13 protein-coding genes are annotated in these 13,449 nt (G+C 66.3%); 6 read left to right on the top strand and 7 right to left on the bottom strand.

What is annotated here, in order from left to right:
* Positions 1-8: 8 nt before the first annotated feature.
* Together nifN and nifE are read right to left on the bottom strand one after the other, a co-directional pair.
* Positions 9-1,406 carry a nitrogenase component 1 family protein gene (gene nifN / locus ACYVB7_RS07430; protein WP_460506098.1) on the bottom strand — a complete coding sequence of 466 codons (1,398 nt, stop codon included), beginning with the start codon at positions 1,404-1,406 and terminating at the stop codon, positions 9-11.
* Between the two features lie 37 nt (positions 1,407-1,443).
* The gene (gene nifE / locus ACYVB7_RS07425) at positions 1,444-2,922 is read right to left on the bottom strand and encodes a nitrogenase iron-molybdenum cofactor biosynthesis protein NifE (protein WP_460506097.1); all 1,479 of its coding nucleotides are present in this window, start codon (positions 2,920-2,922) and stop codon (positions 1,444-1,446) included.
* A gap of 952 nt (positions 2,923-3,874) precedes the next feature.
* Between nifE and ACYVB7_RS07420 the strand changes: the two genes are divergently transcribed.
* Positions 3,875-4,396: a group II truncated hemoglobin gene (locus ACYVB7_RS07420; RefSeq protein ID WP_460506096.1), complete on the top strand. Its 522-nt coding sequence runs from the start codon at positions 3,875-3,877 to the stop codon at positions 4,394-4,396.
* Here the strand turns inward: ACYVB7_RS07420 and ACYVB7_RS07415 are convergent.
* From ACYVB7_RS07415 to nifH, 5 genes are all read right to left on the bottom strand, one after another.
* Positions 4,351-4,662: a 2Fe-2S iron-sulfur cluster-binding protein gene (locus tag ACYVB7_RS07415; RefSeq protein ID WP_460506095.1), complete on the bottom strand. Its 312-nt coding sequence runs from the start codon at positions 4,660-4,662 to the stop codon at positions 4,351-4,353. The two genes, ACYVB7_RS07420 and ACYVB7_RS07415, sit on opposite strands and share 46 nt — an antisense overlap.
* Positions 4,663-4,676: 14 nt before the next feature.
* Complete coding sequence (locus ACYVB7_RS07410; RefSeq protein ID WP_460506093.1) at positions 4,677-5,036, bottom strand: ribonuclease HepT family protein; 360 nt, start codon at positions 5,034-5,036, stop codon at positions 4,677-4,679.
* Between the two features lie 49 nt (positions 5,037-5,085).
* Positions 5,086-6,642: a nitrogenase molybdenum-iron protein subunit beta gene (nifK, locus tag ACYVB7_RS07405; RefSeq protein ID WP_460506092.1), complete on the bottom strand. Its 1,557-nt coding sequence runs from the start codon at positions 6,640-6,642 to the stop codon at positions 5,086-5,088.
* 44 nt (positions 6,643-6,686) lie between these two features.
* Positions 6,687-8,147 carry a nitrogenase molybdenum-iron protein alpha chain gene (nifD, locus tag ACYVB7_RS07400; RefSeq protein ID WP_460506091.1) on the bottom strand — a complete coding sequence of 487 codons (1,461 nt, stop codon included), beginning with the start codon at positions 8,145-8,147 and terminating at the stop codon, positions 6,687-6,689.
* Positions 8,148-8,237: 90 nt separating this feature from the next.
* Positions 8,238-9,119: a nitrogenase iron protein gene (gene nifH / locus ACYVB7_RS07395; RefSeq protein WP_460506090.1), complete on the bottom strand. Its 882-nt coding sequence runs from the start codon at positions 9,117-9,119 to the stop codon at positions 8,238-8,240.
* Between the two features lie 405 nt (positions 9,120-9,524).
* Between nifH and ACYVB7_RS07390 the strand changes: the two genes are divergently transcribed.
* From ACYVB7_RS07390 to ACYVB7_RS07370, 5 genes are read left to right on the top strand one after another with little or no spacing between them, the layout of a single operon-like run.
* A complete protein-coding gene (locus tag ACYVB7_RS07390; protein ID WP_460506089.1) occupies positions 9,525-10,133 on the top strand; it encodes a hypothetical protein in 609 nt (202 codons plus the stop codon).
* Between the two features lie 15 nt (positions 10,134-10,148).
* Positions 10,149-11,000: an NAD(+)--dinitrogen-reductase ADP-D-ribosyltransferase gene (locus ACYVB7_RS07385; RefSeq protein WP_460506088.1), complete on the top strand. Its 852-nt coding sequence runs from the start codon at positions 10,149-10,151 to the stop codon at positions 10,998-11,000.
* Positions 10,993-11,922, top strand: a complete 930-nt coding sequence (gene draG / locus ACYVB7_RS07380) for an ADP-ribosyl-[dinitrogen reductase] hydrolase (RefSeq protein WP_460506086.1) — start codon at positions 10,993-10,995, stop codon at positions 11,920-11,922. Before ACYVB7_RS07385 ends, draG begins: the two co-directional genes overlap by 8 nt.
* Entirely contained in the window at positions 11,919-12,350 is a 432-nt protein-coding gene (locus ACYVB7_RS07375; RefSeq protein WP_460506084.1) for a thioredoxin domain-containing protein, read from the top strand. Before draG ends, ACYVB7_RS07375 begins: the two co-directional genes overlap by 4 nt.
* A gap of 17 nt (positions 12,351-12,367) precedes the next feature.
* On the top strand, positions 12,368-12,619 hold the full coding sequence (locus ACYVB7_RS07370) for an FmdB family zinc ribbon protein (protein WP_460506083.1): 252 nt from the start codon (positions 12,368-12,370) through the stop codon (positions 12,617-12,619).
* Positions 12,620-13,449 lie beyond the last annotated feature (830 nt).

The raw sequence follows: 13,449 nt of genomic DNA, 5'->3' as shown, positions 1-13,449 counted from the left end.
GAAGGGGCTCAGGCGCTGGCCTGGGCCAGCGGGGACAGGGGAGGGGGCTCTGGGGCTGCTGCCGGGGCAGCCGCACGCACGGCCTGCGGGGGCAGGGGCCAGTCGTCGGCGTGGTGGTGGTGGATGCGCTCGATCAGGGTGTTGGCCACCTCGAAAATCAGGGCCATGCTGCCGCGGTAGCCCACCTGGCAGCGGTGGGCGTTGCCAATGCGGTCGAACACCGGAAAGCCCACGCGCAGCAGCGGTTTGTTCAGCCGTTCGGCGGCCTGACGGCCATGGGCGTGGGTGACGATCAGGTCGCACTCGGCGGCGCCGGTTTCCAGGTCTTCCAGGTCGCCCAGCAGCACCTCGTCGGCGGGCAGCAGGGCGTGCGCGGCAGATTGGGTGGTGCTGATGCAGCAGCGCAATTCAGCGCCCATTTCGTGCAGCAGGCCGCCCACGGCCAGCAGCAGGTCGGGCTCGGCGGCCAGCGCCACCTTGATGCCGCCGATGTAGAAGTGCCCGTCCAGCATGGCGTCCAGCAGCTGGCTGCGCTGGCGGCGGTAGCGGGCGGGCACGGGCTGGCCCGACAGGCGCGACAAGGTGTGCAGAAACTGGTCGTTGGCGGCCACGCCGGTCAGGCGTTCGAACACCTCGAACGGGGTGCCGGTCAGGTCTTGCAGGGCCTGGGCGGCCTCGCGGGTTTGTTCCCCCACGGCCAGGGTGAGGGCCGACGCCCCGGCAGCGCGGATGTCGTCCAGCGTGGTGCCGCCCAGCGTGGTGCCGCGCCAGTCGGGCGGGATGTGGCCGTCCAGCGAGCCCGAGATGTCGGGCAACACCTTGGCCGTGAGGCCAAAGGCGTGGACGATGTCGCGCAGCTCGTCAATGTCCGCCGGGCTCAGGTGGCTGCCGGGCAGCAGCGTCACCTGGTGGGCCACCCGGGGCAGGGGTTTGACCAGGGTGCGCACGATGGCGGTCAGGGCGTGTTTGTACCCGTCTTCAAACGCGCCGCTGTAGTCGGGGGTGGACACCCAGACGATCTCGGTGCCGGCCAGTTCGGGCTTGCGCTGGCGGGCGGTGGCGATGAAGCCGTCCATGTCGTCGCCCTTGGTCTCGGTCAGGCCGGTGGTGCAGATGGCAATGACCTGGGGCGCAGCCCGCTTGTGGATGTTGACCAGCGCGGCCTCCACGTTTTCGTAACCGCCCAGGATGGTGGTCACCTCGTTCATGGCCGTGGTTTGCAGCGGAATGGCCTCTTTGAAGTGGCGCACCAGCAGCACCAGCCCGAAGGAGGTGCAGCCCTGCGAGCCGTGCATGACGGGCATGCAACGGTCCAGCCCCAGAAAGGCCAGGCTGGCCCCCAGGGGTTGGCTCATCTTGAGCGGGTTGACCGCACAGGCTTTCTTGGATTCGACAACGCGGGCCATGGTGCAAGCTTTCCGGTGGAGGGTGGGGGCAGCGGGTTCAGGCGGGAACTTCTTCCTGCTCCAGCCCCATGGCGCGGGCGGCCACGTCGGCCAGGAAGGCGGTGGGGGAGGGCGTGCCCTGTTCGTCCCACGGCGCGGCAATGCGCACCTGCTGCCACACGGGGTTGGACAGGCTGCGGTCGATCTCGTGCACCAGCCGCACCATGCCCTCGTAACCGGCGTAGGGGTGGTAGCGTTCCTGGTTGATGTCCAGCCAGGGCATGCGGGCCTTGAGGGCCACGAACTGGCTGCGCCCGCCCGACAGCATGATGTCGGCCCGCGCGTCGCGCAGCATGGCGTACATCTCGCGCGGGGTCATGTCGTCGATCATGTGGGCGTCGGCATTGCCGTCCAGCCCCAGCAGCTCGCGGATCTTGTCCTTGTCTTCCTTGGTGCTCTTCTTCACGCTGGTGCCCACCACCTCCATGCCGCCTTCTTGCAAGGCGGCCACCACCGACCAGGACTTCACGCCCCCGGTGATCAGCAACACCCGCTTGCCCGCCAGGCGCTGGCGGTAGCTGGCAATGCGCTTCCAGGCGCGGGCTTCTTCCACCTCGATCAGCCGCTCGGTGCGTTCCAGCAGGTCGGCGGGAGCACCCTGCTGCACCAGCAGCCGGGCCATTTGGCGCAGCGTGTCGCTCATGTCGCCAATGCCGTAGAACGAGCCTTCGAAGTACGGAATGCCGTAGCGCTGCTCCATCTTGGTGGCGATGTTGATCATCGACTTGGAGCACACCATCATGTTCACCTTGGCGCGGTGGGCGCTGGCAATCTCGTTGTAGCGGCCATCGCCCGCAATGCACGACAACACGCGGATGCCCAGCGCCTCCAGCAGCGGCTTGACCTGCCACAGCTCGCCCACCAGGTTGTATTCGCCAATGATGTTGACGTCGTAGGGCGTGGTGAACTCGGGTTCGCGGGTGCCGATCACGTAATCCAGCAACGCCTCGGCCCCCAGCTTGTTGCCCAGGTTCTTGGGCCCGGCAAAACCCGGCGCGTTGACGGGGATGACCGGGGTGCCGAACTTCTCTGCGGCGCGTTTGCACACGGCCTCGATGTCGTCGCCCACCAGCGCGGTCACGCAGGTCTGGTACACGAACACGGCGGGCGGGTGGTGTTTGTCGATGATTTCGCGGATGGCCTTGAACAGCCGCTTTTCGCCGCCGTAGATCACGTCCAGCTCGTTGATGTCGGTGGTGAAACCGGTGCGGTAGATCTGCGGGCCCGACGACGCGCTGTGCCGGTTGTCCCAGCTGTTGCCCTCGCAGGCAATGGGGCCGTGCACCAGGTGGGCCACGTCGGCCACGGGTTGCAGGGCGATCTTGGCCCCGTCAAACGCGCAGCCGCCCGCGGCAGCCCCGGGCGAGAGCTGTTTGGTGCAGCCCTTCTTGCGTTCCTTGGTGCTTTTGGCCTGGTTCTTGTCGCAACCCGGCTCGTCGAACACTTCGGCAATCTTGATCTTGAGCGGTGTGGACATGGCGGGCTCCGGTCGGTGGACAAGGCCCCCTTTGCAGGTTTGATGCCAACGCTGTGCAGGTGTTTGGGTGGGGTGTTTTTGCGGGTTTTGGCGCGGTGGGTGGCGTGTGTGTCGCGGCTTGGCGGGTGCGGTTTGGCGGGTTTGAAGGGATTGCGACAAAGGGCTTGGGGTGGGAGGGGCGGGCGGCCCCAGGGGGCGGGAGCGCGCCGTGCCTGGCGTTGGGGGTGGGGGCTGGGATGCTTGCCCCTTCGGGGTGCCCTGCGATGCTCGCCATGGGGCCGGTGCGGCGGAACTCGCTGCGTTTTGCCTGAAGGCAAAACTCCGCTCAAACAGCCGCCGCAAGTCAGAGGTGGAAGCGGGCTGCGCCCGCTGCGGCCCCATGGCTGCGCTTCTCGGCTGCGCATGTGCGCCCCCACCCCCAACGCCAGGCACGGCGCGCTTCCGCCCCCTGGGGCCACCCGTGGGTTGCGTGGGACATCTCAAGCAAAAAGTGCCTCTGGCGCTTTCAAATAAAGCGTAAGCAGCTATCGAAAATGAAGTGACGTGCGACGCACGCTCAGGCCCGGGGCCTTCAATCTGGGCACGCCAGCAGCACCTCAGCGGGGTGGGGCGGGTGGGCTGTGCGGTGGATGCCTTCGCCGGTGGCGAGGCGCACAGACCGCGGGGCGGGGTGCGCGGCAGCGCACCCTCAACTTCTGACTCGTCGCGGCTGTTTGAACGGAGTTTTGCCAAAGGCAAAACGCAGTGAGTTCCGCGACGACGCCCCCCGGTCGAGCACCGCAGCGGAATCGGCTGAAAGCCGATCACCGGCGAGGCACCCACCGCACAGCCCACCCGCCCCACCCCGCCGCGAGGACTTGCCCTTAAAGCCCCAACGACTCACCACGCAACGAACGCAAAAGCCAAGCTGGTACGCCCCTTGCACACACCCGCCACCAAGGAGCCCCGTGTCATGAACCCCACGCCCCACCCCGACCTGCCCATCGCCCCGCCCGTGCCAACCGCCAACCCGCACTGGCAACGCCTGGGCGGACACGACGCGGTGGTGCGCCTGGTGAATGCCTTCTACCGCGCCATGGACACCCGGCCCGATGCCACCACCCTGCGCGCCATGCACGCCGACGACCTGACCGACACACAACGCGTGCTGGTCTTGTACCTGAGCGAATGGTTGGGGGGCCCCAAGGCCTACAGCGCCGAGCGGGGCTCGCCCATGCTGCGCCGACGCCACCACCCGTTCAAGATCGACGCCGCCGCGCGGGATGCCTGGATGGCCTGCATGCGCCAGGCCCTGGCCGAAACCTGTGCCGATGCCGAGCTGCGCACCCAGCTGGAGGCGGCGTTTGCCAAGGTGGCCGACTTCATCCGCAACACCGATGCCGGGGGCCACTGGCGGCCCCACCCCGGTCGGCCCATGGAGGTCAACCCTCAGGCCGTGCCGCCCACACACGCGTCGGGTGGAACCTCGGGTTGAGCCTCGGGTTGAAACAGCGCCACGTCCCCCTCGGGCACCGCCACGCAAGGCAGCACCCAGCCCGCTGCCTTTTCTTCGGCGGACAGGCCGGGCCAGGGCACCAAGTGGCGCACCTGCCCGGCGGTCAACTGCGCCAGGCAGGCCCGGCAGGTGCCGTTGCGGCATGAACTGGGCAGCACCACCCCAGCCGCTTCTGCGGCTTGCAGCAGGGTCTGGCCGGGATGCACCGGCACGCAGGAGCCCAGGGGTTGGATCAGCAGTTTCATGGAGGGTCGGTGCGTCAGCCCAACCCCCACTCGAACAGGCTGGGTTGGCGTCGCCGCAATTCTTGCAGCAGCGCCAGGGTTTGCGGCACCAGGCCGTTGATGGCGTACCAGGTTTCCTCGCGCCGGGGCTGCACGCCGCGGCGCAGCTTGTCGTGCAGGGCCTGCCAGCCCACCCAATCGACATGGGGCAGGTTCTGGTGCAGCAGGGGGGTGACGTTGCCCAACGTGTGGGCCATGATGAGCAGTTGGGCCTCCACCGCCCGCAGCGTGAGTGGGCTGGCAAACAGCTCGTCCTCGTGCTGCATTTCCTGGGTCAGCGTGGTGATGGCGCGGCCCGTGTCCATCACGATGTCGTACAGCGAACGGTGGTACATGGCATGGGGCGGGCAGGCCCCCGTGGACCCGCCCGCCCCCACCTTTTCATCAGCGGATGATGTCGTAGCTGTAGTCGGTCTTGGCGGTCTCGATGGTGTTGGCGTCGAGCGCTTCGAAGAACTCGTCCAGCAGCGTCACCAGGATGCGGTGGGCACCCTCGTAGCCCCAGGTGGGGTAGCGGTGGTGGTGGTGTCGGTCGAAGATGGGGAACACCAGGCGCACCAGCGGCGTTTGGGTGTCACGCTCCAGGTACTTGCCGTAGGTGTTGCCGATGACAAAGTCCACCGGCTCGGTGAACAGCAGCGAGCGCAGGTGCCACAGGTCGCGTTTGGGGTAGACCTTGCAGCCGGCGCCGTAGGGCGACGAGTCGAACAGCTTTTGCACCTTGGCGGCCCAGGTGTCGTTGCCGTTGGTGGACAGCACATGGGCGGGCTCGGCCCCCAGCTCCAGCAGGAACTGGGTGTAGCCCAGCAGTTGGTCGGGGTCGCCGTACAGCGCAAAACGCTTGGCGTGCAGGTGGGCCTGGCTGTCGGCCATGGCGTCCACCAGCTGGCCGCGTTCCAGTTCCAGTTCGGCGGGGATGGGCTTGCCGGTGAGGCGGGCAATTTCCATCAGGAACTGATCGGTCCCGGCCACGCCCACGGGGGCGTTGAGCACCACCACCTCCTGGCCGTGCTCGGCGATGAGCTTGGCGGTTTTCTCGGCGCAGAACTCCTGGAACACGATGGTGGCCTTGGCGTGCAGGGCGGCCTCCACCTCTTCCTTGGTGGTGCCGCCTTCGTACATGCGGAACTCGCCGTCGGTGGGGGTGCTCCAGTTGCCGGAGGGGTCGCACAGCACGTTCACCTTCACGCCAAACAGGCTGAAGATGCGGCGGATTTCCTTCATGTTGCCCACGACGAAACCGTCGAAGCCGCCGATGAAGTTGATGCTGTCGTCCGGCACGCGCTTGAGCGGCTCGGCCGTGCCCGACTTGCCGTCCCAGAAGTGGGACAGCACACCGGCCAGGGCGTTGTCGTAACCGGTGATGTGGCTGCCCACAAAGGCCGGGGTGTGGGCAAAGGGCACGTCGTATTCGGCGGGCACGCTGCCTTTTTCCTTGGCGGTCTTGATGAAGGCGTTCAGGTCGTCACCGATCACCTCGGCCATGCAGGTGGTGGACACCGCGATCATGTCGGGCTTGTACAGGCTGTAGGCGTTGGCCAGGCCGTCCACCATGTTGTTCAGGCCGCCGAACACGGCGGCGTCTTCTGTCATGGACGACGACACGCAGGAGGTGGGCTCCTTGAAGTGGCGGCTGAAGTGGCTGCGGTAGTAGGCCACGCAGCCCTGGCTGCCGTGCACAAAGCTCAGGGTCTTGGCAAAGCCGTTGGCCACGTACACCGCGCCCAGGGGCTGGCAGGCCTTGGCAGGGTTGACGGTGAGCGAGTCGCGGGCAAAGTTCTTTTGCTTGTAGTCCTCGGTCTTGGTCCACTCGATGACCTGCTTGACGGCCTCGGGCGAGTGGCCGAACTCGAACTGCTTCTTGTTGGCCAGCATGGCCTGGTATTCGGGCTCGCGGAACAGCAGTTCGTGGTCCAGGGTTTTATCGGCTGATTGGGGCATGATGAACTCCAAAAAATGGGGTGGGGCGCGGGGCTTCGTCAGCCTCAGGCGGCTTTTTTCCAGGGGGCCTGTGTCAGGCCCCAGATCGGGCTGGAGATGGCCATGTCCATGTCACGGGCGAAGATGGCAAAGCCGTCGTAGCCGTGGTAGGGACCGCTGTAGTCCCAGCTGTGCATCTGGCGGAAGGGCACGCCCATCTTCTGGAACACGTACTTTTCCTTGATGCCCGAGCCCACCAGGTCGGGCTTGATGCCTTCCACGAACTTCTCGAACTCGTAGCCGGTCACGTCGTCGTAGATCAGCGTGCTGTCGTTGATGTAGTGGGTGGTGCGCTGGTAGTCGTCGTTGTGGGCAAACTCGTAGCCCGTGCCCACCACCTCCATGCCCAGGTCGTGGTAGGCGTCCATGACGTGGCGGGGGCGCAGGCCACCCACGTACAGCATGACCTTCTTGCCTTCCAGGCGGGGCTTGTACTTGGCGATGACGGCATCCACCAGCGGGCGGTACTTGGCAATCACCTTCTCGGCATTGGCCTTGATGGTGTCGTCGAAGTGGCTGGCGATTTCGCGCAGGCTCTTTTCAATCTGGCTGGGGCCGAAGAAGTTGTATTCCACCCATGGAATGCCGTACTTCTCTTCCATGTGCCGGCTGATGTAGTTCATCGAGCGGTAGCAGTGCAGCACGTTCAGCTTGGCCTTGGGGGTGTTTTCCAGCTCGGCAATGGAGCCGTCGCCCGACCACTGGGCAATGACGCGCAGGCCCAGCTCTTCCAGCAGGATGCGGCTGCTCCAGGCGTCGCCGCCGATGTTGTAGTCACCGATGATGGCCACGTCGTAGGGCGTGGACACAAACTCGTGTTTGTTGGGGTCGTTCTTGTCGAACACCCAATCGCGGATGGCGTCGTTGGCCAGGTGGTGGCCCAGTGACTGGCTCACGCCGCGGAAACCCTCGCAGCGCACGGGCACGATGGTCTTGCCTTCGTACTCCTTGCTCTTTTTCTTGGACACGGCCTCGATGTCGTCACCGATCAGGCCGATGGGGCATTCAGACTGGATGCTGATGCCCTTGTTCAGGGGGAACAGCTCCTGGATTTCGTCAATGATCTTGTCCAGCTTCTTGTCACCGCCGAAGACGATGTCTTTTTCCTGGAAGTCGCTGGTGAACTGCATGGTCACGAAGCTGTCCACACCCGTGGTGCCGATGTAGTAGTTGCGACGGGCGGCCCAGCTGTACTGGCCGCAGCCCACGGGGCCGTGGCTGATGTGCACCATGTCCTTGATGGGACCCCACACCACCCCCTTGGAGCCTGCGTAGGCGCAGCCGCGGATGGTCATGACGCCGGGCAGCGACTTGATGTTGGACTTCACGCCGCAGTCGGGCTTGCCTTCTTCAAACGTGTTCAGGTGCTTGGCGCGCCGCTTGGCCATCTTCTCGGGATAAGCCTTCAGCACTTCATCGATCAGGGCCTTGTTGGCGGCCTTGCGCTCTTCAACGGTGGCGGTCATGGGAAAACTCCGTGAGGTAAGGGGATGCGTGGGCCGGGCCGCAGGGCCGCGCAGGCGGGTGCTGCGCGGCCCTGGCCCTGAGGCTGGGTGTCAGGCGGCCAGCTCGGCGGCGGTCTTGCCGACTTCGGACTCGTCGATCTGCTTCATGATCCCGTGCTCCATCAGCAGGTCTTCCAGCTGGTCCATGGTGATGGGGGTGGGGATGGTGCCGTTGCCCGCATTGCCGTGCACTTTCTGCGCCAGCGTGCGGTATTCCTGGGCCTGCTTGGAGTCGGGGGCGTACTCCAGCACGGTCATGCGGCGCAGCTCGGCGTGTTGCACGATGTTGTCGCGCGGCACAAAGTGGATGAGCTTGGAGCCCAGCATCTTGGCCAGGGAGTCGGCCAGCTCCAGTTCCTTGTCGGTCTGGCGCTCGTTGCACACCAGGCCGCCCAGGCGCACGCCACCGCTGTTGGCGTACTTCAAGATGCCCTTGCTGATGTTGTTGGCGGCGTACATGGCCATCATTTCGCCGGACATGACGATGTAGATTTCCTGCGCCTTGTTCTCGCGGATGGGCATGGCAAAGCCGCCGCACACCACGTCACCCAGCACGTCGTAGCTGACGTAGTCCACGCCGTCGTAAGCGCCGTTTTCTTCCAGGAAGTTGATGGAGGTGATCACCCCGCGACCCGCGCAGCCCACGCCGGGTTCCGGGCCACCGGACTCCACGCAACGGATGTCGCGGTAGCCGATCTTCATCACGTCTTCCAGCTCCAGGTCCTCCACGCTGCCGGCTTCAGCGGCCAGAGACAGGATGGTGTCCTGTGCCTTGGCGTGCAGGATCAGGCGGGTGGAGTCGGCCTTGGGGTCGCAGCCGACGATGAGGATCTTCTGACCCATTTCCGCCAGCGCGGCCAGGGTGTTTTGCGAGGTGGTGGACTTGCCGATGCCACCTTTGCCGTAGAAGGCGATTTGCCGAAGTTTGGCCATTTCAGTGCTCCATTCAGGAAGGTTGAGAAACAAGGTTGCGAAGCCGCGACCGTGTCAGCCTGACGTGCCCGTTGGTCTTCTTATTCGGTTCACGCATCGGCAGGACTTGAGTCCGCGCAGGCCCCCTTTCGCAGCTTCCGTGCCATGTCGTGCCAACCGCCTTTGTGTGCGTGTTAACTGGTTGTTTTCAAAAGGAAAAATGGCTTTGTGCGGGGTTGAAAAGGGCGTTTTGGCGCTTTGTTTGCTTCCCGACAAAGCGGGCCAGGCGCGCCGCCAAAACCCACACGCCGTGGGGCCGCGGGGCGGGTTTGTGTCGCATTTGCTGCGCCGTGTGGGCCTTGTCGGGGTTGGTACGTTCATTGCAGAAGGAGGGCGTCTTTCCACCACCCCTTCAAAGGACCGAACATGACCGCCACTCTGGAACGCACCGCCCTGTCGGACACCGCGTTTGCCCGCCTGGAACAGGAAGGCCGCCTGCTCAACCCCGTGCTCAAGGCCGCCACCCACAAGCCGGGTCGCGTGGGTTTCCGCGGTGAACTGGCGCTGCGTTTTGCCGCCAAGCTGGCCGACGAAGCCCGCCCCCCCGAACTCACCTGCGACCAGGTCATGGCCATCGGGCAGGAAGGCGAGAAACACCTGCCCTTCTTCTGCGGCTGGCTGCTGTCCTTCGAGTACCTGAAAGACGTGGCCGAAGCCCTGGGCGACACCCTCAGCCCCCAGGGCAAGTACTTTCTTTACTGCGACAACATCGACCTGAGCAAGAAATACCAGGTCACCTACGGCGGGGCCACCTTCTACGTGCTGCCCATCCTGGAAAACACCGTCTACAACGAGATGCTGGAACTGCTCTACCTGGAAAAGGGCGACCTGAAGAAGAAGGACACCGCGGGCAAGCTCGACGCCGTGGCCGATGCCGCCCTCAAGTTCAGCGGCCAATTCGAGCCCCTCAGCTACGAAGAGGGCCTGAAGCTCATGGGCCCCGTGCGCAACCCCAACGAAAACCGCCCCGTCTGAGCCTTCCCCCGGCCTGTGGACGACGACACCGAACAGCCCCGGCACTGGTACACCACCAACCTGGTGGGCGTGCCCGCGCCGGTGCTGGCCAGCGAGGCGTTCAACGCCAACCCGGTGCCGCTGTCCATTGCCGGCACCCGTGAGGCCCACCCGGGCCTGTTTGCCCTGCTGGCGCGCAGCCCCAGCCTGGCCGAAGCCGCCGAGGTGTTTGTGCACTACCTGGACATAGCGTTTGGCCTTTGCCGCCCCCCACCCGCCGAAAGCGCCCGCTGGAGCGCCGCCGAGCAGCGCCGCTGGCGCAGCAGCTGGCGCAAGCTGCTGCAAGGCTGGGGCATGGACGCCAACGGCCCCGCCGGGGCCGTGCTCAAAGGCTGGGCCGAAAGCCGCTTTGGCCTGGTACCCGGCTTCCACAAGGCCGCGCTGCGCCGCTTCCCCTCTGCCGCGTGGGTGGCCTATCTGGAAGAAAAAGCCTCCAGCCGTTTCCACAACAACAGCATCCACCAGCAGCTGGACCTGTTGTACGAGTTCTGCCAATGGGCCTTGCAACGCCACCCACCCCCGGGGGCCGAACCCGCAGGCCAACCCGCCCGCCACCTGCGCCTGTGGCGCGGCAGCACCCGCTGCGAAGAACAGCTGGTGAGCGGCAACCTGCTCAGCCGCCACTGCACCGTGCGGCTGAACAACGTGGTGTCGTTCAGCCTGTCGCGCGAAGAAGCCAGCTGTTTTGGCGACTGGGTGTTTGAAGCCCTGGTGCCCGCCAGCAAGGTGCTGGTGTTCCCCGGCCTGCTGCCCGGCCACCTGCTGCAAGGCGAGCAGGAAGTGCTGGCCCTGGGCGGCGACTACGCCGTGGTGGCCCGTTATGCGTAGCCTGCTCGACCGCGCCCTGGGCGCCTACCTGGGCCTGGCCATCGGCGACGCGCTGGGGGCCACGGTGGAATTCATGCGCCCGCAGGAAATCCGCGTTCGTTACGGCGTGCACCGCGACATGGTGGGCGGCGGCTGGCTCAAGCTGGCCCGCGGCCAGGTCACCGACGACACCACCCTGTGCCTGGCCCTGGGCGACGCCCTGCTGCAAGGCGGCCTGCCCGAGCTGAATGCCTTTTTGCAAGGCGACACCGCGCTGCCCCAGCGCATTGGCCACGCCTACGTGCGCTGGTGGCGCGGCAAGCCGGTGGACTGCGGCAACACCTGCCGCCGCGGCATCATGCGCTTCATGCACGACGGCAGCCTGCAAGGCCCGCCCAACGAGGGCGACGCGGGCAACGGTGCCCTCATGCGCAACCTGCCCGCCGTGCTGGCCACGCTGGGCCATGTCCCGGCGTTGGAGGCCCTGTCCATCGCCCAGGGCCGCCTCACCCACCACCACCCCTTGTCCGACCAGGCCGTGCTGGGTGTGGGCCGCCTGCTGGCCAGCCTGCTGCAAGGGGCCGATGCCGCGCAATGCCACGCCCAGGTGCACGCCTGGGTGGCCGAACACCCGGCCTTTGCCTTCACCCCCTACAAAGGCCACGCCAGCGGCTACGTGCGCGACACCGTGCAGACCGTGCTGCACTTCCTGCTGGCCCACGACGACTTTGAAGACGCCCTGGTGGCCACCGTCAACCAGGGTGACGACGCCGACACCACCGGTGCCCTGGTGGGCATGCTGGCCGGGGCCCGCTGCGGCGCATCGGCCTTGCCCCGCCGGTGGCTGGACCGTTTGCAGCCCGACGTGGTGCACGCCATCACCGACCAGACCAGCGGCCTGTTGGCCCTGGCACAAGGTCTGCTTGCCCCGCCCGCACCATGACCCACATCGTTTTCTTCGAAAAACCCGGTTGCGGCGGCAACGCCCGCCAGCGGGCCGCGCTGCACGCCGCCGGGCACACGCTGGAGCGGCGCGACCTGCTCACCCAACGCTGGACGGCACAAAGCCTCAGCCCCTTCCTCGACGGTTTGCCCGTGGCCGATTGGTTCAACCGCGCTGCGCCCCGCGTCAAATCGGGCGAGGTGAACCCCGACGCCCTGGACCGCGACACCGCCCTGGCCCTGCTGCTGGCCGAGCCGCTGCTGATCCGCCGCCCGCTCATGCAGCGGGCCGACACCGGCAGCCGCCTGGTGGGTTTTGACCCCGCCACCGTGCACGCCTGGGTGGGGCTGAACGACGCCGCGCTGCCCCAGGCGCTGGAGGGCTGTGTGTCTGCCAGCTCCCATGCCTGTGCCACCCCATCGGATTGACCTGCTGGAGAACCGCCATGCCCTTGTACGAGTACCACTGCCGCCAGTGCGGCCACGGCTTCGAGAAGCTGGTGCGCAGCGGCGACGTGCCCACCTGCCCCCAGTGCGCCAGCGCCGAGCTGGACAAGGTGGTGTCCGCCATCGCCCCGGCGGGCAAGATCGAAGCCATCCGCATGTCCAACCGCCGGGCGGCGCATGCGGCGGGGGAGTTGAGCCACTACAGCAAGTCGGATCAGGCGAAGTTGTTGGCGGGGAAGAAAGGCATTTGAGGGCCGGGTGGCCGCAGGCGGTGGGGGCGCGGGGCGCTGGGCCCTTGGGTGGGAGGTGGATGCTGGCCCCTGCGGGGTTCCCTGCGATGCTCGCCAGGGGGCCGGTGCGGCGGAACTCGCTGCGTTTTGCCTGAAGGCAAAACTCCGCTCAAACAGCCGCCGCAAGTCAGTGGTGGAAGCGGGCTGCGCCCGCTGCGGCCCCCTGGCTGCGCTTCTCGGCTGCGCATGCACCCCCCACCCAAGGGCCCAGCGCCCCGCGCCCCCACCGCCTGCGGCCACCCGTGGGTTGCGTGGGACATCTCAAGCAAAAAGTGCCTCTTGCGCTTTCAAATAAAGCGCAAGTAGCTATCAAAAGCATAGTGGTGTGCAGCGCAAGCTCAGGCCCTGGTTTCGCCTCCGGTGGTGAACCAACAGCACCTCAGCGGGGTGGGGCGGGTGGGCTGTGGGGTGGGTGCCTTCGCCGGTGGCGAGGCGCACAGACCGCGGGGCGGGGTGCGCACCAGCGCACCCTCCACTTCTGACTTGTCGCGGCTGTTTGAACGGAGTTTTGCCCGAGGGCAAAACGCAGTGAGTTCCGCGACACCGCCCCACGGTCGAGCACCGCAGCGCAGTCCGCAAAGCGGACCCCCGGCGAGGCACCCACCCTACAGCCCACCCGTCCCACCCCGCCGCGAGGACGTGTCCCATTCCCGACACACAACGTCCCACACCCGACACAAGCGCACAGCAAAAGGCACCCTCTACCCCTGAACCCGCCCCCAAAAAGGCACAACAGTCCCTGGCACGCCCTTTGCGTTATGTAGTTCACTACCATAAGCCTTCCCAAGGAG

The organism is Hydrogenophaga soli (assembly GCF_054777695.1).
This window is presented reverse-complemented; position numbering and strand designations above follow the sequence as displayed.

Bases quoted from the DNA above. Each gene is read 5' to 3' on its own strand.
- nifH (WP_460506090.1), bottom strand. From the start codon at position 9,119: ATGGCCAAACTTCGGCAAATCGCCTTCTACGGCAAAGGTGGCATCGGC.
- nifK (WP_460506092.1), bottom strand. From the start codon at position 6,642: ATGCCCCAATCAGCCGATAAAACCCTGGACCACGAACTGCTGTTCCGC.
- ACYVB7_RS07375 (WP_460506084.1), top strand. From the start codon at position 11,919: ATGACCCACATCGTTTTCTTCGAAAAACCCGGTTGCGGCGGCAACGCC.
- draG (WP_460506086.1), top strand. From the start codon at position 10,993: ATGCGTAGCCTGCTCGACCGCGCCCTGGGCGCCTACCTGGGCCTGGCC.
- ACYVB7_RS07390 (WP_460506089.1), top strand. From the start codon at position 9,525: ATGACCGCCACTCTGGAACGCACCGCCCTGTCGGACACCGCGTTTGCC.
- nifD (WP_460506091.1), bottom strand. From the start codon at position 8,147: ATGACCGCCACCGTTGAAGAGCGCAAGGCCGCCAACAAGGCCCTGATC.
- ACYVB7_RS07410 (WP_460506093.1), bottom strand. From the start codon at position 5,036: ATGTACCACCGTTCGCTGTACGACATCGTGATGGACACGGGCCGCGCC.
- ACYVB7_RS07415 (WP_460506095.1), bottom strand. From the start codon at position 4,662: ATGAAACTGCTGATCCAACCCCTGGGCTCCTGCGTGCCGGTGCATCCC.
- nifN (WP_460506098.1), bottom strand. From the start codon at position 1,406: ATGGCCCGCGTTGTCGAATCCAAGAAAGCCTGTGCGGTCAACCCGCTC.
- ACYVB7_RS07420 (WP_460506096.1), top strand. From the start codon at position 3,875: ATGAACCCCACGCCCCACCCCGACCTGCCCATCGCCCCGCCCGTGCCA.
- nifE (WP_460506097.1), bottom strand. From the start codon at position 2,922: ATGTCCACACCGCTCAAGATCAAGATTGCCGAAGTGTTCGACGAGCCG.
- ACYVB7_RS07370 (WP_460506083.1), top strand. From the start codon at position 12,368: ATGCCCTTGTACGAGTACCACTGCCGCCAGTGCGGCCACGGCTTCGAG.